This is a genomic window from Streptomyces cyaneofuscatus, assembly GCF_000718135.1.
GTDB classification, from domain to species: Bacteria; Actinomycetota; Actinomycetes; order Streptomycetales; family Streptomycetaceae; genus Streptomyces; species Streptomyces cyaneofuscatus.
Genome location: NZ_JOEM01000016.1, coordinates 171,470 through 193,639 on the forward strand (window position 1 = coordinate 171,470; position 22,170 = coordinate 193,639).

A 22,170-nucleotide genomic window follows, 5' to 3' on the forward strand; every position below is an offset into this window, starting at 1 on the left:
ACGTACGTGAGAACGCCCACCCCGATACGGAACCGGGGCGGGCGCTCTCCATCTGCGCGGGGGGCCGCTACAGCAACAGCGACAGCAGCATGATGAAGGCCATCGCGACCACCGAGATGATCGTCTCCATCACCGACCAGGTCTTCACGGTCTGGCCGACATCCATCCCGAAGTACTCCTTCACCAGCCAGAACCCGGCGTCGTTCACATGGCTGAAGAAGAGCGAACCGGCGCCGACCGCGAGGACCAGCAGGGCCGCGTGCGAGGTCGACATGTCGGCCGCGAGCGGGGCGACCAGACCGGCGGCGGAGATGGTGGCGACCGTGGCCGAGCCGGTGGCGAGGCGGATCGCGACGGCGATCAGCCAGCCGAGCAGCAGGGCGGGGATCGACCAGTTCTCGGAGAAGTCCAGGATCATCTGGCCGACCCCGGCGTCGATCAGCGTCTGCTTGAAGCCACCGCCGGCGCCGACGATCAGCAGGATCCCGGCGATCGGGGCGAGCGACTTCTCCACCGTCCCGGCGAGCTTGCCCTTGGTGAACCCGGCGGCCCGGCCGAGGGTGAACATCCCGAGCAGGACGGCGGCGAGCAGGGCGATCAGCGGCGAGCCGACCACATCCGTCACCCGCTGGACGCTGTTCTCCGGGTCGTCCACGACGATCTCGACGAGCGCCTTCAGCAGCATCAGCACGACCGGCAGCAGGATCGTCACCAGCGTGGCGGCGAAGCTGGGACGGCGGTCCAGCTCCTCGGACGGACGCTGCGGGATCATCTTCTCCGGCGGCTCGATGTCCACCCAGCGCGCGGCGTAACGGGCGAAGACCGGTCCGGCGATGATCACGGTCGGGATGGCGACCAGCACACCGAGCGCCAGCGTCACACCGAGGTTGGCGTCCAGCGCGTCGATCGCGACCAGCGGGCCGGGGTGCGGCGGGATGAGCCCGTGCATCACGGAGAGTCCGGCCAGCGCCGGGATGCCGATCCGCATCAGGGAGAAGTTGCCGCGCTTGGCGACGAGCAGCACCACCGGGATCATCAGCACGATCCCGACCTCGAAGAAGAGCGGCAGACCGATGATCGAGGCGATGAGGACCATCGCCCACGGCATGGCCCCCCGGCTCGCCTTCGCCAGGATGGTGTCGACGATCTGGTCGGCCCCGCCGGAGTCGGCGAGCAGCTTGCCCAGGATGGCGCCGAGCGCGATGAGGACGCCGACGCTCGCGACGGTGGAGCCGAGGCCCGCGGTGAAGCTGGCGATCGTGTCGGCCGGGGCCGCTCCCGCGAAGGAACCGAGCGCCAGCGAACCGATGGTCAGCGCCAGGAACGCGTGCATCTTGAGCTTGGTGATCAGGAGAACGATGACGGCGATGCCCGCCAGTACGGCGATGCCCAACTGCGCGTTGCCTGCCGAAGTGATCGGTTCGGCGGCGTCCGCTGCCAGCATCTCGACGCTGAGACTGGTCACGGTGATGATCCTTAGGTGTCGAGCCGGCGCAGTGCGGCGACGGCTCGCTGGGTGATTTCCTCGGGGGTGCCGGACACGTCGACGTCCACCCCGGCCTCATCGGCCTGGAGCGGCTGCAACGTCGCGAACTGGGAGTCGAGCAGCGCGGTGGGCATGAAGTGGCCCTTGCGCTCCGCCATCCGCTCCTCGATCAGCGCCCGGTCGCCGGTCAGATGCAGAAACAGGGCGCCGGGCGCCCCGGCCCGCAGCCGGTCCCGGTAGGACCGCTTGAGGGCCGAGCTGGAGACGACCCCGCCGAGCCCCGCCCGCCCGTGCGCCCACTCACCGATGGCATCGAGCCAGGGCCACCGGTCGTCGTCGTCCAGGGGGGTGCCGGCCGACATCTTCTCGATGTTCGCCGGGGGGTGGAAGTCGTCGCCCTCGGCGTACGGAACGCCGAGTTCGGCGGCGAGCAGGGGACCGATCGTGGTCTTGCCGGTTCCTGCTACGCCCATCACCACGACGACGTGGGGGGTGCTCATGGGGTGCCTCGCTGTCTCGCTGTCTTCTTCGACATCGGTCCGTCGCGCTACTGAAACCTATTAGGTACGACTTATTCAAGAGTCTGTGACACATACGTCGTACTTTTTTGTTCCCGAGGGCCGCCCCGTAGGCTTGCCCCATGACCACACAGAGCCAGGGGCTGCATACACATGTGCTGGACACCCTGGGTCTGGAGATCTCCTCCGGCCAGTGCCCGCCCGGCAGCGTCCTACGCACCGACGAGCTGGCCCAGCGCTTCGACGTCTCCCGTACGGTGATCCGCGAAGTGATCCGGGTCCTGGAGTCCATGCACCTGGTCGAGTCCCGCCGCCGGGTCGGGGTGACCGTCCGCCCCACCGAGACCTGGAACGTCTACGACCCCCAGGTCATCCGCTGGCGTCTGGCCGGCTCCGACCGCCCGCGCCAGCTGCGCTCCCTCACGGTCCTGCGCTCCGCCATCGAGCCGGTCGCGGCCGGCCTCGCCGCCCGCCACGCCACCGCCGAGCAGTGCGCCGAGCTGACCGAACGCGCCCTCGGCATGGTCGCCACCTCGCGCGGCCAGCAGCTGGAGGGCTACCTCGAACACGACATCGCCTTCCACCGGATCGTCCTCAACGCCTCCGGCAACGAGATGTTCGCCCGCCTCGGGGATGTCGTCGCCGAGGTCCTGGCGGGCCGCACCCACCACCAGGTGATGTTCGAGGACCCCGACCCGGCCGCCGTCACCCTCCACGTACGCCTCGCCGAAGCGGTCCGCGAGGGCGACCCGGAAGCGGCCGAGCGCATCACCAAGGAGATCGCGGTGGGCGCCCTGCACGAACTGGACGTCCTCGCTCCGTAGTAGGTCTCCCAAGGCGTACGGTGGTCCGCGATCGATCTTCGCGAAGCGCGGGAGCAGGGAGAACAGGGTTATGCCACAGCAGGTGCAAGCGGTCATCGCACCCGGGAAGAACGAGCCGGTGCGGGTCGAGACGATCGTCATCCCCGACCCCGGCCCCGGAGAGGCCGTCGTGAAGATCCAGGCGTGCGGCGTCTGCCACACCGACCTGCACTACAAGCAGGGCGGCATCAACGACGAGTTCCCCTTCCTCCTCGGCCATGAGGCGGCGGGCGTCGTGGAGTCGGTCGGCGAGGGCGTCACGGACGTCGCCCCCGGCGACTTCGTCATCCTCAACTGGCGTGCGGTGTGCGGGCAGTGTCGCGCCTGTCTGCGCGGCCGCCCCTGGTACTGCTTCGACACCCACAACGCCAAGCAGAAGATGACCCTGCTGGACGGTACGGAGCTGTCGCCCGCCCTCGGCATCGGCGCCTTCGCCGAGAAGACCCTGGTCGCCTCCGGCCAGTGCACCAAGGTCGACCCCGAAGTGGCCCCCGAGGTCGCCGGACTGCTCGGCTGCGGTGTCATGGCGGGCATCGGCGCCGCCATCAACACCGGCCAGGTCGGCCGCGGCGACTCCGTCGCCGTCATCGGCTGCGGCGGCGTCGGCGACGCGGCCATCGCCGGGGCCCGCCTCGCGGGAGCGGCGAAGATCATCGCGGTCGACATCGACGACCGCAAGCTGGAGACGGCGAAGAAGATGGGCGCCACCCACACCGTCAACTCCCGCTCCAGCGACCCGGTCGAGGCCATCCGAGCCCTCACCGACGGCAACGGCGCCGACGTCGTCATCGAGGCCGTCGGCCGCCCGGAGACGTACGAACAGGCCTTCTACGCCCGCGACCTGGCCGGAACGGTCGTCCTCGTCGGCGTCCCCACCCCGGACATGAAGCTCGAACTGCCGCTCCTGGACGTCTTCGGCCGCGGCGGCTCGCTCAAGTCCTCCTGGTACGGCGACTGCCTGCCCTCCCGCGACTTCCCGATGCTCGTCGACCTCCACCAGCAGGGCCGCCTGGACCTCGCCGCCTTCGTCACCGAGACGATCGGCCTGGGCGACATCGAGCAGGCCTTCGCCCGGATGCACGACGGTGACGTCCTCCGCTCGGTGGTGGTCTTCTGATGACCGTCCGCATCGACCACCTGGTCACCTCCGGCACCTTCGCCCTCGACGGCGGCGAATGGGACGTCGACAACAACGTCTGGATCGTCGGCGACGACACCGAGGCGATCGTCATCGACGCCGCCCACGACGCCGCTGCCATCGAGGCCGCACTCGGCGGCCGTACGCTGCGCGCCATCGTCTGCACCCACGCCCACAACGACCACATCGACGCCGCCCCGGCCCTCGCCGAGGCCACCGGCGCCCCGATCCTGCTCCACCCGCACGACCTCCCGCTCTGGCTGCAGACCCACCCGGAACGGACCCCCGACGGCCCCCTCGCCGACGGCCAGGAACTCACCGTCGCCGGCACCACCCTCAAGGTCCTGCACACCCCCGGCCACGCCCCCGGCTGCGTCTGCCTCTACGCCCCCGAGCTGGGAACGGTCTTCACCGGCGACACGCTCTTCCAGGGCGGCCCCGGTGCCACCGGCCGCTCCTTCTCGTCATTCCCCACGATCATCGACTCGATCCGGGACCGCCTGCTCACCCTCCCCGGCGACACCACGGTCCGCACGGGCCACGGCGACCCCACCACCATCGGCGCGGAGGCCCCGCAGCTCGACGACTGGATCAAGCGCGGCCACTGAGCACGGCCGCCCTCACCCCTCCGGCCAGGCGGAGAGCCGCAGCCCGCTCACGAAGCGGCGCGGCTCCCCGCTGACCGGATCGGTGAACTCCAGCCGCCGCGCCAGCAGCTGCAAGGGCCGGGAGAAGTCCTCCACCGCCCCCTCCGCCTCCAACTCCACCACCGGATACAGCGGATCGTGGAGGATCGGCACCCCCAGCGCGTTCATATGCACCCGCAGCTGATGCGTCCGCCCGGTGGCGGGCACCAGCCGGTACCGTCCCAGCCCGCCCCGCGCCTCCACCAGCTCCACCCGGCTCTCACTGTTCGCCTCACCCGGCTCCTCCCGGGCGGCGAGCACCCCACGCTCCTTCACGATCCGACTGCGTACGATCCGCGGAAGGGCCACGCCGGGATCGTACGGAGCCACCGCCTCGTACTCCTTGCTCACCAGCCGGTCCCGGAACAGCGTCTGGTAAGCGCCCCGCTCCTCCGGCCGCACCACGAAGAGCACGAGCCCCGCCGTCAGCCGGTCCAGCCGGTGCGCGGGCTGGAGCGCGGGCACCCCCAGCTCCCGCCGCAGCCGGGCCACCGCGGTCTCGGTGACATGCCGCCCCCGGGGCGTGGTGGCGAGGAAATGCGGTTTGTCGGCGACCACGAGATGCGCGTCCCGGTACACGATCCCGATGGGAAAGGGCACCGGCACTTCGGCCGCGAAGTCCCGATGAAACCAGAGCGACAGCCCGGCGGCATACGGATCACCGCCCCGCACAGCGCCCCCGTCGGCCCCCACGAACCGCCCCGCGTCGAGCATCGCCGCGACCCGCCCGGCCCCGATCGCCCCACCGAACCGCGCGACGAGATACTCCCCGACGCATCCCCAGCGCCCCTCCGGATCCTCCGGCAGCCGCACCCGCACGGCATCGATCCCGTCCCGCTGGGGCAGAGGCCCGGCGGACGCCTTCCTGCGGCCCCTCATCCCCGCCCCTTTCCCGCCGAACCCGGTGACGCAAAAGAGCCCCACCGAAGTGGGGCTCCTGCTGGTGTCCGAGGGGGGACTTGAACCCCCACGCCCGATAAAGGGCACTAGCACCTCAAGCTAGCGCGTCTGCCATTCCGCCACCCGGACAAGGTGTCTGTTGTGGGCGGTGGGCGCGGGAGGATGGGGAGGAGCACCACAGCGACAGCGGAAGGAAGCAGCGTGAGCGAGAGCAGCACGGGCAAGGCCGTCGGCGGCGGCAACGCCGAGAAGGAGGTCGTGGACCTCTGTCGTGACCTCATCCGGATCGACACCAGCAACTACGGCGACCACTCCGGCCCCGGTGAGCGGCTCGCCGCCGAGTACGTGGCGGAGAAGCTCGCCGAGGTGGGTCTGGAGCCGCAGATCTTCGAGTCGCACAAGGGCCGTGCCTCCACCGTCGCCCGGATCGAGGGCGAGGACCCCTCCCGGCCCGCCCTGCTCATCCACGGGCACACCGACGTCGTCCCGGCCAACGCGGCGGACTGGACGCACGACCCGTTCTCCGGCGAGATCGCGGACGGCTGCGTCTGGGGCCGGGGCGCCGTCGACATGAAGGACATGGACGCGATGACCCTCGCGGTCGTACGCGAGCGGATGCGCACCGGCCGCAAGCCCCCGCGCGACATCGTGCTGGCCTTCGTCGCGGACGAGGAGGCGGGCGGTACGTACGGCGCCCGCTACCTGGTCGACAATCACCCGGGGCTCTTCGAGGGCGTCAACGAGGCGATCAGCGAGGTCGGCGGGTTCTCGTTCACCGTCAACGAGAAGCTGCGCCTCTATCTGGTGGAGACGGCCCAGAAGGGCATGCACTGGATGAAGCTCACCGTGGACGGCACCGCCGGGCACGGGTCGATGATCCACAAGGACAACGCCATCACGGAGCTGTCCGAGGCGGTCGGGCGGCTGGGGCGGCACAAGTTCCCCGTCCGCGTCACCAAGACGCTGCGGCACTTCCTGGACGAGCTCTCCGACGCGCTGGGCACCGAGCTGGACCCGGAGAACATGGACGAGACGCTGGCCAAGCTGGGCGGCATCTCCAAGCTGATCGGGGCCTCCCTCCAGAACACCGCCAACCCCACCCAGCTCGGCGCCGGCTACAAGGTCAACGTCATCCCGGGCCAGGCCACCGCCCATGTCGACGGCCGGTACCTGCCGGGGTACGAGGAGGAGTTCCTCGCCGACCTGGACCGGATCCTGGGCCCCAACGTGAAGCGCGAGGACGTGCACGCGGACAAGGCGCTGGAGACCACGTTCGACGGCGCTCTGGTCGACGCCATGCAGACCGCGCTGGTCGCCGAGGACCCGATCGCCCGTGCCGTGCCGTACATGCTCTCGGCCGGCACCGACGCCAAGTCCTTCGACGACCTCGGCATCCGGGGCTTCGGCTTCGCCCCGCTGAAGCTGCCGCCGGAGCTGGACTTCGCCGGGATGTTCCACGGCGTCGACGAGCGGGTCCCGGTGGACGGTCTGCAGTTCGGCGTGCGGGTGCTCGACCGGTTCATCGACAACTGCTGACCGGCCCGTACGAACCGCCGACCGGACGCGTGCGTAATTCGACTGCCTGTGCGTACGTGACCGAAAGGGTGAAACGCGCCGTTCATGCGTAGCCCCGCTCCACCCTCCTCGTTACAAGGTTTGCGGTCCGCGGCTGGGACCGCACTTTCCAACTAGGAGGAATCATGATCAAGAAGGTCGTCGCAGTTGCGGCTGCCACCGGTGGCCTCGTTCTCGCGGGTGCGGGCATGGCTTCCGCCGACGCGGGCGCCCAGGGTGCGGCCATCGGCAGCCCCGGCGTGCTCTCCGGCAACGTCGTCCAGGTCCCGGTCCACGTGCCGATCAACCTGTGCGGCAACACGGTCTCCGTGATCGGGCTGCTGAACCCCGCCTTCGGCAACACCTGCGTCAACGCCTGACGCTGGTCGTCAACCCGTAAGGGTTTGAGCCCGGCCGGTCCCGGAGTGCGTGCCATGCACTCCGGGACCGTTCGGCATTCGGCTCCCGCACGGTCATGTCCGGGGGTTTTTCGGAAGGCAGAAGGCAGGAAACGAACCTATGCGACAGGTCACTCGTAAAGGCCTGATCACCATGGCGGCGGCGGGCGGGGTCCTCGCTCTCAGTGGCGGCTACGCCCACGCCGACGCCGGGGCGGCCTCGACGGCCACGGGCTCGCCGGGCGTGCTGTCCGGCAACTCGGTCTCGGTCCCGATCGACATCCCGGTCAACGTCTGCGGCAACTCGGTCACCGTCGGCGGTCTCATCAACCCCACCTTCGGAAACGACTGCGAGAACGGGTCGGCGCAGTCGCGCCAGGACTCCGGACCGCAGAACCGTATCGGCGGCGGCTCCGGCGAAGGCGCCCAGGCCGGCAACGGGGCGCAGGGCGGAAACGCCGCGCAGGCGGGGAACACCACCGCGACCGACCGGCACGGCGAGCCCGGCACGGGCCGCCACCGGGCCGGTGGCGCCGGTGCGGAGGGGGTCGCGCAGGGCTCGCCCGGCATCCTCTCCGGCAACGCGATCCAGGCGCCCATCAGCGTCCCGGTCAACGTCTGCGGCAACAGCGTCTCCGTCATCGGGCTGCTGAACCCGACCTTCGGCAACAGCTGCTCCAACGACGCCGAGCCGCCGCCGCCCCCGCCGCCGCCGGTGAAGCCCCCGGTCACGCCGGAGACGCCGGTGGACCCGCCGGTCGAGCCGCCGGCCAACCAGCCGCCCGAGCCGAATGTCCCCGGGCCCCAGCTCGAGCCGGAGGAGCAGCTCGCGCAGACCGGCGCGGGGGGCGTGGAGATGCTCATCCCGGCGAGCGCCGGACTGCTGCTGGCCGGGATGGGATCGGTGCTCTACCGCCGCTCCCGCAGCGCCGCCTGATCCGGGCGCACACCGGGCAGCAGAGCAGGACGAACACGGACGGGCCCCGCATCCGCGGGGCCCGTTCCGTGCTCTCAGGTGGCGCGTATCCCTGTCACCAGGTGGCTCGAAGCTGACGGATGATCCGTCGGCGCAGCCGCACCCTGCGGCTGCCGTCGCGGCGCAGCGTCAGGCGGTCCAGCTCCCAGTGTCCGTACTCGGCGTGGTCGGTCAGCAGTCGGGCCGCTTCCTTGCGGGAGACCCCGCGCGGCACGTACACGTCGACAAATTCGTATTCCGGCATCGCATCTATTGTGCGGGCAGAGCCCCGGTACGGATAGCGTCTGCACTATGTCTGATGCTGCGCAGCCCACCGCTGCCGAGGTACGTGCCGCCGCCGAGGCGGTCAAAGCCGCGATCGACCGTCACCTCGACGCGGTCGAACGCCGTACCGGGGACGACGATCCCGCCGTCTACGAAGCGTTCAACTCCCTGGCCGCTGCGGCCGAGGTCTACGACGAGCTCCTCTACGACCGCTACGACGAGGTCACTCCCTTCGAGATCCCCGGCGCGGACGACTCCCTGCCGCCCTACGCCGGACCCGCCGAGCCCAGCGCGCTGAGCGTGCTGATCCGGCGCGACTACGCGGTCGCGGAACCCCAGCGGCTGCTCGCCCAGGCCCAGCGCCTCGCCGACATCGACGAGGGACCCGGCGCCGACGGCGCCACGACCCCGGTGGTCGGCACCAGCGTCCACGCCGCGCTCGGCATGCTCTTCGGCGAGTACGAACCGGACGAGATCGCCTCCCGGCACAAGGAGTTCGGCCTGGAGGAGGGGGACTCCACCCTCTGGGTCTCGGCCGCCGACGCGCTGCCCGAGCCGGGGGAGTGGCTCGGCGCTCCGTTCGAGGACGCCGATCCGGAGCTGGTGGTGTGCCGCTTCGACGTCAGCGCCGTCTTCGACGAGGAGGAGCTGGACGAGGAGCTCGACGAGCCGGCGGCGGGCCGAGCGTGACCTGAGAGCGGGCCCCGGCGCGGAGAGTGCGTCGGGGCCCGCTGTCGTACGTGCCTCAGGAAGCCGCGTCAGGCGTCGGGACGGCTTCGAGCAGCGCCCGGAGCCGGGTCGTCCGCTCCTGGGCCGGGATCTGCGCCACCGCGTGGGGGAGCGCCTGGTCCACCCCGTGCACCACGGACAGATGGCGCTCGCCCCGGCTGAACGCGGTGTAGACCCACGGCCGGCTCAGCCCCGCCGCCGCGTCGCCCGGCAGCACCACCACCGCGGCGGGCCAGCGCATCCCGGCCGCCTGGTGGGCACTGAGCGCCCAGCCGTGCCGCACCGCCGACTCCACCCGCTCCTGCGGTACGACGACGGGGACGCCGCCGCACTCCAGGTGCAGCCCCTCGGCGTCGGCCGAGCGCACCACCCCGGGCACCGCACGGCCGGGTGCGGGGACATGGATCACGCGGTCGCCCGGGTCGAACCCGCCGAACCGGCCGGGCCCCGGGTTGAGCCGCTGCTTCAGGGCCTCGTTGAGCACCCGGGTCCCGGCCGCCCCGCCATGGCCCACGGTGATGACCTGGGTGTCGCCCGCGGGGATGGAGAAGGCCCGGGGCACCGAGTCCGCGACCAGCTGCACCGTGCGGTGGACCGCCTCGCCCGCATCGCGGACCGGGACGATCACGACCTCCTTGCCGGGGGCCTCGACCTGGGTCAGCTCACCGATGCCGATGCCGGAGACCAGCTCGCCGATCGGCCCGGGGTCCGGCGTACGGGAGACGACCTGCGGGCACGCGCGTGCGGCCAGCACGTCGGCGAAGACCCGCCCGGCGCCCGCCGAGCCCAGCACACCGGGGTCACCGCTCAGCACCAGCCGGACGCCGTCCGCCAGCGCCTCGACCAGGACGGCCGCGCCCTCCACGTCCAGCTGGGGGGCGTCCAGAACCACGAGCAGGTCCAGGGCGAGCGCCCCGTCCTCGTCGCGGCCGGGGCCCTCGGTGCCGGAGAGCAGCCCGGCCAGGGTGACCGCCGCGTCCGGGGCGCCGACCGCTTCGGCCAGCCGGCGGCGGCCGTCCGCGCTGTGGGTGGCGCCCAGGGCCCGCAGCCCCAGGCACCGCGCCGCCGCGATCAGGGCGGCGGGCTCTGCCCGGGCCGCCTCGCCGCCGCTGTGGGCGACGAGCCCGGCGGTGGCCGCCGTACGGATCAGCTCGGCGGCCGAGGGGGAGGGCGCGGCGGCAGCGGCCTCCGCCCAGTCGGCGCCCTTCTCGCAGGCGTTCATGAGGCGGGCCAGGCCGTCGGCGAGGCTCTCCTCCGCCAGCGCGTACCGGTCCAGGCCCAGGAGCACCTGGACCGGCTCCGGGGTCTCGGTCCCGGTCTCCGCGTCCGCCGGGGCCTCGCCGTCCTCCTCGTACGCGGCGTCCGACCCCGTGGGGTCCGTGCCCTCCTGGAAGACCAGGGCGACACCCTCCTCCACGGCGTTGCGCACGGCCTCCTCCGGGTCGCCCACCGCACGTTCGGCGAGCGCCGCCCGGACCGCCTCGGCGTCCAGCGCCGTGTGGCCCTGGAGGGCGGCGCGCTCCAGCAGCCAGCCGACCAGGGCCGCCGTGCGGCGCCCGTCGTCCGGGCCGCACGCGGCGCCCAGCAGGGCCCGGGCGAAGCCGTCCGCCTGCTCGGGGCGGACGCCCGGGACCGCCAGCAGTTGCCAGGGGTCGGCGCGCAGCAGCTCGGCGGCCTGTTCGCCCAGGGTCCCGGTGGCGGGGCGGGCCAGGGCCTCGGGGGCCCCGCCCTCGGTGAGGACCGCCCGCACCGCGTCCACGGCCTCGGGCGAGGCGGTCCGGTCGACGGGGGCGGCCGGGGCGGGCGCGGGGCGGGGAGGCTGTCCTGCGGGTGCCGGGGCGGCGCGACGGGGCGCGGGCGCGGCGGCGGGGGAGTCGAAGAACTCCGTGCCCGCCTTCTCGCCGCTCTCCACGGCCCGGACGGCCGCCAGCAGATCGGCGGCGGGGCCGCTCAGCTTCGTACCGGCGGCGACGGGGCCTTCCTTCTCGGCCTTGCGCTTCGCGATCTTCTCGCGCAGCTCACGCTGGGCGGCCAGCTCGGCCTGCGCATCGGAGAGCGCGGCGGCCGCGGGCGCTTCACCCGCAGGCCCGTCACCGGCCGCGTCACCGGTCTCGCCGGCCACTTCAGCCTCAGCCTCAGCCTCAGCCTCGGCCTCAGCCTCCGCCTCAGCTTCAGCCTCCGCCTCGGCAGCGTCGGGCGCTTCGGCGTGCGCGGGGCCTTCGGCGCCGGTGGCCGCCGGGGGCTCGGCGCCCTGCGGTGTGTCCGTGCCGACGGTGCCGGGGGTCTCCCCGGGAAGCGCAGTCACAGCGTGCTCCAGTCCTGGTCGGGATAGCGGTGCACGGGCGCCGACACATCGTCGAGCGCCTGGCAGATCTCGTAGGGAAGACTAAGCGCCTCCACTGACAAAGCCTCCGCGAGCTGCCCGGCGTTGCGCGCACCGACGATCGGGGCGGCCACCCCCGGCCGGTCGCGCACCCAGGCCAGCGCCACATGGAGCGGGCTCGTCGCCAGGCCGTCCGCCGCCGTCGCCACCGCGTCGGTGATCCGGGCCGCCGCGTCGTCCAGATACGGCTCGACGAAGGGGGCGAGCCGTTCGGAGGCGCCCCGGGAGTCGGACGGGGTGCCCTGCCGGTACTTGCCCGTCAGCACGCCACGGCCCAGCGGCGAGGAGGGCAGTAGCCCGATCCCGAGGTCCAGCGCGGCAGGCAGCACCTCGCGCTCGATGCCCCGCTGGAGCAGCGAGTACTCCATCTGCGTACTGGCCAGCCGGGTGCGCACCCCGGGCGCGGCGAGCTGCCAGGTGGCGGCCTTGGCCAGCTGCCAGCCGCAGAAGTTCGACACGCCCGCGTACCGGACCCGGCCGGAGGAGACGGCCAGGTCCACCGCCTGGAGCGTCTCCTCCAGCGGGGTCGCCGGGTCGAAGGCGTGGACCTGCCACAGGTCCACGTAATCCGTGCCGAGCCGCTCCAGCGAGGCGTCCAGGGCGGCCAGCAGGTGCCCGCGCGAGCCGTTGAAGCGGCGGTAGGGGTCGGGGACGTTACCCGCCTTCGTGGCGATGACCAGATCCTCGCGCGGCACCAGGCTGCCCACGAGCCGCCCGAGCAGGTATTCCGCCTCCCCGCCCCCGTACACATCGGCGGTGTCCACCAGGGTGCCGCCCGCGTCCCAGAAGGCCTTCAGCTGGTCGGCGGCGTCGTGCTCGTCCGTGTCCCGGCCCCAGGTGAGGGTGCCGAGCCCGATCCGGGACACGCGTAGGCCGGTGCGGCCGAGATGCCTCTGCTCCATGGGCGCTGAGATTACTGGCCATGGCCCCACGGGGTGCAGGCCTGTGGACAACGGGAGGTCGCGCGGGCCTGCCGGATCGCCGCCACCCGCGCTAGAGTCCCCAGGAAGGGACGTTACTGATCAGTAAGGGGAGCGGCTATGCGGCTCGGCATCAATCTCGGTTACTGGGGCGCGGGCATGGACGGCGACAACCTCGCCGTCGCCCAGGAGGCCGACCGCCTCGGCTACGACGTCTGCTGGGCGGCCGAGGCCTACGGCTCGGACGCACCGACCGTGCTGACCTGGGTCGCGGCCCAGACCGAATCCATCGACGTCGGCTCGGCGATCATGCAGATCCCGGCCCGCCAGCCCGCCATGACCGCGATGACCGCCGCCACCCTGGACTCGCTCTCCGGCGGCCGCTTCCGGCTCGGCCTCGGCGTCTCGGGCCCGCAGGTCTCCGAGGGCTGGTACGGCGTCAAGTTCGACAAGCCGCTGGCCCGCACCCGTGAGTACGTCGAGATCGTCCGCAAGGCGATGACCCGCGAGCGGCTCTCCTACGAGGGCCAGCACTGGACGCTGCCGCTGCCCGGCGGCCCCGGCAAACCGATCAAGCTGACCGTCCACCCGGAGCGCGAGCACATCCCGCTCTACATCGCCGCGATCGGCCCGAAGAACCTGGAGCAGACCGGCGAGATCGCCGACGGCGCCCTGCTGATCTTCCCCTCCGCCGAGCACCTGGAGGAGACCGCGCTCACCTATCTGCGCGCGGGCCGCGAGAAGGCCGGGAAGACCATGGAGGGCTTCGACGTCTCCCCGACGCTGCCGCTCGCCATCGGCGACGACGTCAAGGGTCTCGCCGACATGTTCCGCCCGTACACCGCCCTGTACGTCGGCGGCATGGGCAGCCGGAAGCAGAACTTCTACAACCAGCTCGCGCAGCGCATGGGGTACGAGAAGGAGGCCGCCGAGATCCAGGACAAGTACCTGGACGGGGACAAGGCCGGGGCCGCCGCCGCCGTACCGCACCAGCTGATCGACCAGACGACGCTGCTCGGCCCCATCGAGCGCATCGCCGAGCGGATGCAGGCGTACGCGGCGGCCGGGGTCACCACGCTCAACCTCGCCCCCGCCGGGTTCACCCTGGAGGAGCGGCTCACCGCCCTGCGCGCCGGCACGGACGCCCTGGAGCGCTCCGGCCTCGCGTAAGCCTCGCGCAACGCCTTCAAGGCTTCGGGGGCAGCACTACGGCCGTGGTGGGGGCTCGGGGGTCTTCCCCGCCACGGCCGTCACCCGGAACAACGCGCCGTACGCCCCGGGGTTACGCCGGGCCGCGCGTCCGACCCCGTACGCTCACCCGCCGTTGCTCCGGTTGCCGACTGCTCCCCGGCGCATTTGACTGCTGCTCTGCGCACTACTGCCCCGTGGCGTCCGCCTCGCGGGGACCGGTACGGAGGTGGCCGTCATGCTCTCAGCCCGCAGCCTTTTCCAGGAGATCCTGGACGACGACGAGGCCTACCGGCTCTTCTGCTCCATCGCCGCCAGCGGGGAGTCCCAGGGCGGCTGGGAGAACGCCCGGATCGCCACCCTGGTCCCCGAGAGCCGCCGCGCCCTGGCGCCCCGGATCGTCCGGCACGGCGCCGACGAGGACAAGCACGGCCGGATCTTCAAAGCCCTGCTGAAGAAGCGCGGGCTGCGGCCGGTGGGCGTCCCGCCGGAGACCGACTACACGATGCTCCTGGAGCAGCAGGGCATCGGCCTCGCCCACTCCCGGCTGCGCGGCGAGGAACGCCTCACCGAGCGCGACATCATCACCTATCTGGCCCACAGCCGGATCACCGAGCAGCGCGCCTCCGAGCAGATGCGGCTGCTGCGGCGCTACTTCGCCGACCACCCCGACATCGGCCGCGCGGTGCGGATGATCTCCGACGACGAGGACAACCACCTCGCCTACTGCCACGAGGAGCTGCTGCGGCTCGCCCGGGAGGGCCACGGCCGCACCATCCAGCGCGTCATGCGCGAATGCGCCCTGGCGGAGATCCGCGTCTTCCGCGACGTCAGCCTCGCGGTGATGGACCACATGGGCCGGCTGCTGGGCTGGCCGCGCCCCAAAGCCCTGGCCCTGGCGGCCGGAATCCACGCCGTGTACGCGTACGAGCGTCTGATCGGCTGGCGGCGCATGGTCAGCCTGGAGCTGCCCGAGCGGCGCGACGCGCTCGGCGGCCGCGCCGTACCGGAGCCCGAGTACGCGTGAGCCTGTACGTGCGCGCGTGACCTCAGGAGTCGTGCGTGACCCTCACAGCCACCCGCGGCGCTTGAACTGGCGGTGCAGGCCGAACACCGCCAGGGCCATGAACAGGATCACGGCCGGGTACGTCCACGCCCAGTGCAGCTCCGGCATGTGGTCGAAGTTCATGCCGTAGATGCCCGCCACCATCGTCGGGACGGCGGCCATGGCCGCCCACGCCGAGATCTTGCGCATGTCGTCGTTCTGCCGCACCCCCATCTGCGCGAGATGGGCCGAGAGGATGTCCGACAGCAGCCGGTCCAACCCCTCCACCTGCTCGTTCACCCGCGTCAGGTGGTCGGCGACATCACGGAAGAACGGCTGCGCCTCCTGGTGGACGAACGGCACCCCGGCCCCCGCGAGCCGGGTCATCGGCGCCGTCAGCGGACCCGTGGCCCGGCGGAACTCCAGCACCTGCCGCTTGAACGTGTAGATGCTCGCGGCCGTGTTCGAGGAGTCGCCGCCGCCGCTCGGGGCGAAGACCTCGGTCTCCAGCTCCTCCAGGTCCACCTGGAGCTCCCCGGCCACGTCGATGTAGTGGTCCACCACCGCGTCGCTGATCGCGTACAGCACCGCGGTCGGCCCGTGCGCCAGTATCTGCGGGTCCGCCTCCAGCCGGCTGCGCACATCCGCCAGCGGCGCGCTGTCGCCGTGCCGGACCGTCACCACGAACGAGTCCCCGATGAAGACCATCAGCTCGTCGGTGCTCACCGTGTCGCTGCTCGACTCGTAGACGACCGGCTTCAGCACCGCGAACAGGGAGTCGTCGTACACCTCCAGCTTGGGCCGCTGGTGCGCGCGCAGCGCGTCCTCGATCGCGAGCGGGTGCAGCCCGAACTCGTGGCGCACCAGGTCGAACTCCCGCTCGGTCGGCTCGTGCAGGCCGATCCAGAGGAAGGCGTCGCCGGACTTCCGCGCCTCGTCGAGGGCGTCGGAGAAGTCGGCGGGCCCATCGGTCCGGCGGCCGTCCTGGTAGATGGCACAGTCCACGATCATTTCGGCATCCTCGGGAGGTTAAGGACCACAACGTACAAGGTGGGCGGGGTCAGCTCACCGCCCCCTCCTTCCCCGCGACGGCCGTCCTCGCACCCGCGACCGCGAGACATCTAGGCTGACGGGTATGCCCACGCTGATCCTCGTACGCCACGGACGCTCCACCGCCAACACCGCCGGAGTGCTCGCGGGCCGCACCCCCGGGGTCCTCCTCGACGAGCGCGGCACCGAACAGGCCGCCGCCCTGCCCGCCCGGCTGTCCGCGCTCGCCCTCGCCGCCGCCGTCACCAGCCCCCTGGAGCGCTGCCGCCAGACGCTCCAGCCGCTCGTCGACGCCCGGCCCGGGCTGCCCGTGCACACCGAGGAGCGCATCAGCGAGTGCGACTACGGCGACTGGTCGGGCCGCAAGCTCGCCGAACTCTCCGACGAACCGCTGATGTCCGTCGTCCAGCAGCACCCCTCCGCCGCGGCCTTCCCCGGCGGCGAGTCGATGCGCGCCATGCAGGCCCGCGCCGTCGACGCCGTACGCGACTGGAACGACCGGATCGAGGCGGAGCACGGCGAGGACGCCACGTATGTCATGTGCTCGCACGGCGACATCATCAAGTCCCTCGTCGCCGACGCCCTGGGCATGCACCTGGACCTCTTCCAGCGCATCCACGTGGACCCCTGCTCGGTCACCGCGATCCGCTACACGCGGCTGCGTCCCTTCCTCCTGCGGGTCGGCGACACCGGCGACCTCACCCCGCTGGCACCGCGCGAACAGCCCGTCGGGGCGGACGCCGTGCCGTCCGGCGCGGGTGACGCCACGTCGGACGCGGCGGTCGGGGGCGGCGGGGGCGCGCCGTGATCTCTGCGGGCAGTAGGGTGGACGCGCCGTAGCGCCGCTATCCACCCCATCGATTCTCAAGGGAGACAGGACGTGTCCCGTCAGGTGTTCCTCTACGACCCACCGGACCGATTCGTGGCCGGTACGGTCGGGTTGCCTGGCCGCCGTACGTTTTTCCTGCAGGCCTCCTCCAAGGGCCGGGTCACCAGCGTCGCCCTGGAGAAGACCCAGGTGGCCGCCCTGGCCGAGCGGATCGACGAACTGCTCGACGAGGTGGTCCGGCGTACCGGGGGCAACTCGCCGGTGCCCGCCGTGGCTCCCACCGACGTCACCGACACCGCCCCCCTCGACGTCCCCGTCGAGGAGGAGTTCCGGGTCGGCACCATGGCCCTGGCCTGGGACGGCGACGAACAGCGCATGATCGTCGAGGCGCAGGCCCTCGTCGAGCTCGACGCGGACTCCGAGGACGACCTCGCGGAGGCCGAGGAGAAGCTCCTCCAGGACGAGGAGAACGGCCCGCCGATGCTCCGCGTCCGGCTCAGCGGCGCCCAGGCCCGCGCGTTCGCCAAGCGCGCCCTGGACGTCGTCAACGCCGGCCGCCCGCCGTGCCCGCTGTGCAGCCTGCCGCTCGATCCGGAAGGACACGTATGCCCGCGCCAGAACGGATACCGTCGCGGAGCCTGACGGACACCGAGCTGCTCACCCTGCTCACCGAGGGCACGCTCACCGTGCTCGGGCAGGTCGGCGGGGCGTCCAACGCGGTGCTGCACTGCACCGTCGCGTACGAGGGCGAGGAGCGCACCTGCGCCTGGAAGCCGGTCGCGGGCGAGCAGCCGCTGTGGGACTTCCCCGACGGGACGCTCGCCCAGCGGGAGGTGGCCGCGTACGAGATCTCCCGGGCGACCGGGTGGGACCTCGTGCCGCCCACCGTGCTGCGGGACGGGCCGTACGGGCAGGGCATGTGCCAGCTCTGGATCGACGCGCCCGAGGAGGACCCGCCTGAGTTGCTGGCCCTCGTCGAGGAGGACGAGCCGGGCGAGGGCTGGAAGGCGGTGGGCCTCGCCGACGTGGGGGGCGGGAGGACCGCGCTGCTGGTGCACGCGGACGACCCCCGGCTGCGGCGGCTCGCGGTGCTGGACGCGGTGATCAACAACGGTGACCGTAAGGGCGGCCATCTGCTGCCGGCCCCCGGCGGGCTCCTGTACGGCATCGACCACGGGGTCACCTTCAACGCGGACGACAAGCTGCGCACCCTCCTGTGGGGCTGGGCCGGCGAGCCGCTCACCGAGGAGGCGCTGCGGGTGCTCGGCGTGCTCGCCGGAGAGCTGGCGGCGGGGGAGCCCCTGGCCACCCGGATGGCGCAACTCATCACGGCGGCCGAGGTGGAGGCCCTCAGGGAGCGGGTGGCGGCGCTGCTCGGCAGCGGGGTGCACCCGAAGCCGAGCGGGCAGTGGCCGCCGATCCCGTGGCCGCCGGTGTAGCCGACCCCGGCAGGCCTCGGCGAACACCCTGGCCGTACAGCCTTTCGAAGGTTTACCGCAAGAGTGCCTCTTCGGACAGGAATCCGGATCCGGTTCGTATCCGGAAGCATCGTCCGGTTACGCTCATGACATGCATGCCTGGCCCGCTTCTGAGGTCCCCGCCCTGCCTGGCAAGGGCCGCGACCTTCGGATCCACGACACCGCGACCGGCGGACGGATCACCCTTGACCCCGGTCCCGTCGCCCGCATCTACGTCTGCGGCATCACGCCGTACGACGCGACCCACATGGGTCATGCGGCGACCTACAACGCGTTCGACCTCGTTCAGCGCGTGTGGCTCGACACCAAGCGGCAGGTTCACTACGTCCAGAACGTGACCGACGTGGACGATCCGCTCCTGGAGCGGGCCGCACGCGACGGTCAGGACTGGACCGAGCTCGCGGAGCGCGAGACGGCACTCTTCCGCGAGGACATGACCGCCCTGCGGATGCTGCCCCCGCAGCACTACATCGGAGCGGTCGAGGCCATACCGGGCATCGTGCCGCTCGTGGAGCGGCTGCGGGAGGCGGGAGCCGCCTACGACCTCGAAGGCGACGTCTACTTCTCCGTCGACGCCGACCCGCACTTCGGCGAGGTCTCCGGGCTCGACGCGGCGGCGATGCGCCTGCTCTCCGCCGAGCGCGGCGGCGACCCCGAGCGCCCCGGCAAGAAGAACCCGCTGGACCCGATGCTCTGGACGGCCGCCCGCCCGGGCGAGCCGAGCTGGGACGGGGCCTCCCTGGGCGAAGGCCGCCCGGGCTGGCACATCGAGTGTGTGGCCATCGCGCTGGACCACCTCGGCATGGGCTTCGACGTCCAGGGCGGCGGCTCCGACCTCGTCTTCCCGCACCACGAGATGGGCGCATCGCACGCCCAGGCGCTGACCGGCGAGCACCCGTTCGCCAAGGCGTACGTCCACGCCGGCATGGTCGGTCTCGACGGCGAGAAGATGTCCAAGTCCAAGGGCAACCTCGTCTTCGTCTCCACCCTGCGCCGCGAGGGCGTGGACCCGGCGGCGCTCAGGCTCGCCCTGCTCTCCCACCACTACCGCGCCGACTGGGAGTGGACCGACCAGGTCCTCGCCGACGCCGTCGAGCGCCTCGCCCGCTGGCGCGCCGCGGTCTCCCGCCCCGACGGGCGGTCGGCCGACGCACTGGTCGAGGAGGTCCGCGAGGCCCTCTCCGACGACCTGGACACCCCCGCGGCGCTGGCCGCCGTGGACCGCTGGGCCGAGCTCCAGAGCGCGGAGGGCGGTACGGACGAGGGGGCACCCGGCCTCGTCTCCCGTACCGTCGACGCGCTGCTCGGCGTCGCGCTCTAGACGAGCGGCGGACCGCACCACGCGACCGGCCCCGGACTTCACGGAGAAGTCCGGGGCCGGTCGCGTGGTCACTCCTCGCCGGGACTCTCCCCGGACGCCTCGTCAGATCCCTGGTCGCCCTGGTCGCCCTTGTCGTCGGGTTTCTTCCCCTGGCCCGGCTGGCCCGGCTGGCCCGGCTGGCCCGGCTGACCCGGCTGGCCCGGCCCCGCCTCAGGGCGCGGCGGCTTCGGCGGCCGGGTGCGGCCGCTGGAGGGGTCCCGCAGGTACGCCGAGTCCCCGCTCTCCGTCGCATGGCCGCCCGGACCCGGCCCGGGCCCGCCGTCCCGGCGCCGCAGATACCGCTCGAACTCCCGGGCGATGGCCTCGCCGGACGCCTCGGGCAGCTCCGCGGTGTCCCGCGCCTCCTCCAGCGTCTGGACGTACTCCGCGACCTCGCTGTCCTCCGCCGCCAGCTGGTCCACCCCGACCTGCCAGGCCCGCGCGTCCTCGGGCAGCTCACCCAGCGGGATGCGCAGCCCGATCAGGTCCTCCAGCCGGTTCAGCAGGGCCAGCGTCGCCTTCGGGTTGGGCGGCTGCGACACGTAGTGCGGCACCGCCGCCCACAGGCTCACCGCCGGCACCCCGGCATGGGTGCACGCCTCCTGGAGGATGCCGACGATGCCCGTCGGACCCTCGTACCGGGTCTCCTCCAGGTCCATGGTCCGCGCCAGGTCCGCGTCGGAGGTGACCCCGCTCACCGGCACCGGCCGGGTGTGCGGGGTGTCACCGAGCAACGCGCCGAGGATGACGACCATTTCGACACCCAGCTCATGGGCGAAGCCGAGGATCTCGTTGCAGAACGAGCGCCAGCGCATCGACGGTTCGATCCCGCGCACCAGGACGAGGTCCCGCGGCTTCTCCCCGCCGACGCGCACCACCGAGAGACGGGTCGTCGGCCAGGTGACCTTCCGTACCCCGTTCTCCAGCCACACCGTGGGCCGGTTGACCTGGAAGTCGTAGTAATCCTCGGCGTCCAGCGCCGCGAACACCTCGCCCTTCCACTCCCGGTCCAGGTGGCTCACCGCTGTGGAGGCGGCGTCACCGGCGTCGTTCCAGCCTTCGAACGCGGCCACCATGACCGGGTCGATCAGCTCGGGCACCGACTCGAGCTCGATCACCCGGGCCTCCTTCCGAAGTCTCCATACGTACGGAGCAACCTTACGGCTTCAGGACCCTTGGACCGCAGCCCGTTTGCACGGCCGGGTGAACCTTGCCATCAGGAGTGGATCAGCGGGCCGAACAGTGCATCAGCCCGCTCCCGCCCTTACTGCCAGAGCGTCGAAGGTGCCTCCCGCCGCACCACCGGGGCGATCTCCTCCGCGAACCGCTGGAGCGTCTCCAGTTGCTCCGGCCGGCTCAGCCCGAAGCCGTCCACCGTGATCGACTGGAGGTCGTGGCGGTAGACCGTGTGCCAGCCGAGGATCTTGTCGATGATCTGCTGGGGGGAGCCGATGAGTTGGGGGCCGCCCGCGACCGCGTCCTCGATGGTCCGGAACGGCGTGTTGTAGCCGGCCTTGCCCGCCAGGTGCGGCTTGAAGGTCTGCCGCACCCGCGCCTCGTACAGCTCCTTGTACTGCTCGACGGCCGCCTGCGAGCTGTCCGCGATGAGCAGCCCGCCGGAGCCCGCCGCCACCCGTGCGTCCGCCGGATCGTGCCCGTACGCCTCGAACCGCTCCCGGTAGTGCGCGATGAGCTTGGCGTACGCCTCGCGCGGCTGGATGGCGTTGGCGGTGAAGAGCGGGTCACCGTGTTTCGCGGCCAGCTCGGGGGAGTTGAGGCTGGTCGCCGAGCCGTGCCAGATCCGGGGGAGACCGTCGTACGGACGGGGCACCGTCGTCACGTTCTTCAGCGGCGGGCGGAACTCGCCCTCCCAGTCGACGCCCTCCTCGGTCCAGAGCCTCCGCAGCAGCTCGTACTTCTCCTTCTGGAGGTCCCACTGCCGCTCCTCGTCGAGCCCGAAGAGGTCGAAGTGGCCCGCCTCGGCGCCCTTCCCGACCACCAACTCGATGCGGCCCCGGGATATCTGGTCGAGCGTCGCGAAGTCCTCCGCAACCCGGACCGGGTCCAGGATCGCGACGACGGTCACGCCGGTGAGCAGCCGGATCGTCCTCGTACGGGCCGCGATCGCGCCGAGCACCACGCTCGGGCTGGAGGAGAGGAACGCCCCGGCGTGCCGCTCGCCGACCGAGTAGGAGTCGAAGCCGAGCTCCTCCGCCACCGCCGCGGTGGCGATCACTTCCTCGAACCGGTCGGCGGGGGAGGGGAGTTCACCGGTGAGCGGGTGTGGGTCATGGCCGATCAGGGAAAGCACCGAAAATCTCATGACCTCCACTCTCCTCGCGGCACATTGCGCGCGTATGGCGGGAGTATGGCGCGTGGAGAGGGCGGCCTCCCCGAAAGGGAGG

Annotated in this window: 22 protein-coding genes and 1 tRNA gene; 13 read left to right on the forward strand and 10 right to left on the reverse strand. The window is 72.0% G+C overall.

The annotated features are described in order from the left end of the window. Positions 1 to 67: 67 nt before the first annotated feature. Both IF17_RS0125270 and IF17_RS0125275 read right to left on the reverse strand, forming a co-directional pair. On the reverse strand, positions 68 to 1,465 hold the full coding sequence (locus IF17_RS0125270; protein ID WP_030570121.1) for a GntP family permease: 1,398 nt from the start codon (positions 1,463 to 1,465) through the stop codon (positions 68 to 70). 11 nt (positions 1,466 to 1,476) lie between these two features. Beyond that, positions 1,477 to 1,986 carry a gluconokinase gene (locus tag IF17_RS0125275; protein WP_030570123.1) on the reverse strand — a complete coding sequence of 170 codons (510 nt, stop codon included), beginning with the start codon at positions 1,984 to 1,986 and terminating at the stop codon, positions 1,477 to 1,479. A gap of 140 nt (positions 1,987 to 2,126) precedes the next feature. On the opposite strand from IF17_RS0125275, the gene IF17_RS0125280 reads away from it, so the two are divergent. From IF17_RS0125280 to IF17_RS0125290, 3 genes are all read left to right on the forward strand, one after another. After that, on the forward strand, positions 2,127 to 2,828 hold the full coding sequence (locus tag IF17_RS0125280; RefSeq protein ID WP_030570125.1) for a FadR/GntR family transcriptional regulator: 702 nt from the start codon (positions 2,127 to 2,129) through the stop codon (positions 2,826 to 2,828). Positions 2,829 to 2,898: 70 nt separating this feature from the next. Next, entirely contained in the window at positions 2,899 to 3,984 is a 1,086-nt protein-coding gene (locus tag IF17_RS0125285) for an S-(hydroxymethyl)mycothiol dehydrogenase (protein WP_030570127.1), read from the forward strand. Continuing rightward, on the forward strand, positions 3,984 to 4,613 hold the full coding sequence (locus tag IF17_RS0125290; protein ID WP_030570130.1) for an MBL fold metallo-hydrolase: 630 nt from the start codon (positions 3,984 to 3,986) through the stop codon (positions 4,611 to 4,613). The genes IF17_RS0125285 and IF17_RS0125290 overlap by 1 nt, the downstream gene beginning before the upstream one ends. Positions 4,614 to 4,625: 12 nt before the next feature. Here the strand turns inward: IF17_RS0125290 and IF17_RS0125295 are convergent, their stop codons facing one another. Beyond that, positions 4,626 to 5,570, reverse strand: a complete 945-nt coding sequence (locus tag IF17_RS0125295; RefSeq protein ID WP_030570133.1) for an RluA family pseudouridine synthase — start codon at positions 5,568 to 5,570, stop codon at positions 4,626 to 4,628. Between the two features lie 62 nt (positions 5,571 to 5,632). Next, positions 5,633 to 5,720, reverse strand: a tRNA-Leu gene (locus IF17_RS0125300). Between the two features lie 72 nt (positions 5,721 to 5,792). Here IF17_RS0125300 and IF17_RS0125305 point away from each other — a divergent pair. The 3 genes from IF17_RS0125305 to IF17_RS0125315 all read left to right on the forward strand — a co-directional run bounded on the left by IF17_RS0125305 (position 5,793) and on the right by IF17_RS0125315 (position 8,480). Beyond that, positions 5,793 to 7,127, forward strand: a complete 1,335-nt coding sequence (locus IF17_RS0125305) for a M20/M25/M40 family metallo-hydrolase (protein ID WP_018515384.1) — start codon at positions 5,793 to 5,795, stop codon at positions 7,125 to 7,127. Between the two features lie 164 nt (positions 7,128 to 7,291). Then, the gene (gene chpH / locus IF17_RS0125310; protein WP_015607544.1) at positions 7,292 to 7,525 is read left to right on the forward strand and encodes a chaplin ChpH; all 234 of its coding nucleotides are present in this window, start codon (positions 7,292 to 7,294) and stop codon (positions 7,523 to 7,525) included. 139 nt (positions 7,526 to 7,664) lie between these two features. Beyond that, entirely contained in the window at positions 7,665 to 8,480 is an 816-nt protein-coding gene (locus IF17_RS0125315; protein ID WP_030570136.1) for a chaplin, read from the forward strand. Positions 8,481 to 8,574: 94 nt separating this feature from the next. Here the strand turns inward: IF17_RS0125315 and IF17_RS0125320 are convergent, their stop codons facing one another. Beyond that, complete coding sequence (locus IF17_RS0125320) at positions 8,575 to 8,763, reverse strand: DUF5703 family protein (RefSeq protein ID WP_003970138.1); 189 nt, start codon at positions 8,761 to 8,763, stop codon at positions 8,575 to 8,577. A gap of 47 nt (positions 8,764 to 8,810) precedes the next feature. On the opposite strand from IF17_RS0125320, the gene IF17_RS0125325 reads away from it, so the two are divergent. Beyond that, a complete protein-coding gene (locus IF17_RS0125325; protein WP_030570140.1) occupies positions 8,811 to 9,473 on the forward strand; it encodes a hypothetical protein in 663 nt (220 codons plus the stop codon). Between the two features lie 55 nt (positions 9,474 to 9,528). Here the strand turns inward: IF17_RS0125325 and IF17_RS0125330 are convergent, their stop codons facing one another. Continuing rightward, positions 9,529 to 11,817 carry an ATP-dependent DNA helicase gene (locus IF17_RS0125330; protein WP_030570143.1) on the reverse strand — a complete coding sequence of 763 codons (2,289 nt, stop codon included), beginning with the start codon at positions 11,815 to 11,817 and terminating at the stop codon, positions 9,529 to 9,531. Next, positions 11,814 to 12,797 carry an aldo/keto reductase gene (locus IF17_RS0125335; RefSeq protein WP_030570146.1) on the reverse strand — a complete coding sequence of 328 codons (984 nt, stop codon included), beginning with the start codon at positions 12,795 to 12,797 and terminating at the stop codon, positions 11,814 to 11,816. Before IF17_RS0125335 ends, IF17_RS0125330 begins: the two co-directional genes overlap by 4 nt. 138 nt (positions 12,798 to 12,935) lie before the next feature. Between IF17_RS0125335 and IF17_RS0125340 the strand changes: the two genes are divergently transcribed. Together IF17_RS0125340 and IF17_RS0125345 are read left to right on the forward strand one after the other, a co-directional pair. Next, positions 12,936 to 13,985 carry an LLM class F420-dependent oxidoreductase gene (locus IF17_RS0125340; RefSeq protein ID WP_030570149.1) on the forward strand — a complete coding sequence of 350 codons (1,050 nt, stop codon included), beginning with the start codon at positions 12,936 to 12,938 and terminating at the stop codon, positions 13,983 to 13,985. Positions 13,986 to 14,241: 256 nt separating this feature from the next. After that, positions 14,242 to 15,030, forward strand: a complete 789-nt coding sequence (locus IF17_RS0125345; RefSeq protein WP_030570152.1) for a hypothetical protein — start codon at positions 14,242 to 14,244, stop codon at positions 15,028 to 15,030. Between the two features lie 42 nt (positions 15,031 to 15,072). Here IF17_RS0125345 and corA read toward each other — a convergent pair whose 3' ends face one another. After that, positions 15,073 to 16,059 carry a magnesium/cobalt transporter CorA gene (gene corA, locus IF17_RS0125350; RefSeq protein WP_030570156.1) on the reverse strand — a complete coding sequence of 329 codons (987 nt, stop codon included), beginning with the start codon at positions 16,057 to 16,059 and terminating at the stop codon, positions 15,073 to 15,075. A 124-nt stretch (positions 16,060 to 16,183) separates the two neighbouring features. On the opposite strand from corA, the gene IF17_RS0125355 reads away from it, so the two are divergent. The 4 genes from IF17_RS0125355 to mshC all read left to right on the forward strand — a co-directional run bounded on the left by IF17_RS0125355 (position 16,184) and on the right by mshC (position 19,726). Further along, a complete protein-coding gene (locus IF17_RS0125355) occupies positions 16,184 to 16,906 on the forward strand; it encodes a histidine phosphatase family protein (protein WP_030570160.1) in 723 nt (240 codons plus the stop codon). 72 nt (positions 16,907 to 16,978) lie between these two features. Then, positions 16,979 to 17,569, forward strand: coding sequence for a DUF3090 domain-containing protein (locus tag IF17_RS0125360; protein WP_018515374.1), 591 nt, complete (start codon positions 16,979 to 16,981; stop codon positions 17,567 to 17,569). After that, complete coding sequence (locus IF17_RS0125365; protein WP_030570162.1) at positions 17,533 to 18,366, forward strand: SCO1664 family protein; 834 nt, start codon at positions 17,533 to 17,535, stop codon at positions 18,364 to 18,366. The genes IF17_RS0125360 and IF17_RS0125365 overlap by 37 nt, the downstream gene beginning before the upstream one ends. Positions 18,367 to 18,496: 130 nt before the next feature. After that, positions 18,497 to 19,726 (forward strand): cysteine--1-D-myo-inosityl 2-amino-2-deoxy-alpha-D-glucopyranoside ligase, encoded by a 1,230-nt coding sequence (gene mshC / locus IF17_RS0125370; RefSeq protein WP_030570166.1) that lies wholly within the window; start codon positions 18,497 to 18,499, stop codon positions 19,724 to 19,726. Between the two features lie 68 nt (positions 19,727 to 19,794). Here the strand turns inward: mshC and IF17_RS0125375 are convergent, their stop codons facing one another. Further along, the gene (locus IF17_RS0125375; RefSeq protein WP_078616025.1) at positions 19,795 to 20,883 is read right to left on the reverse strand and encodes a PAC2 family protein; all 1,089 of its coding nucleotides are present in this window, start codon (positions 20,881 to 20,883) and stop codon (positions 19,795 to 19,797) included. Positions 20,884 to 21,029: 146 nt separating this feature from the next. Continuing rightward, positions 21,030 to 22,088: an LLM class flavin-dependent oxidoreductase gene (locus tag IF17_RS0125380; protein ID WP_030570173.1), complete on the reverse strand. Its 1,059-nt coding sequence runs from the start codon at positions 22,086 to 22,088 to the stop codon at positions 21,030 to 21,032. Positions 22,089 to 22,170: the final 82 nt, after the last annotated feature.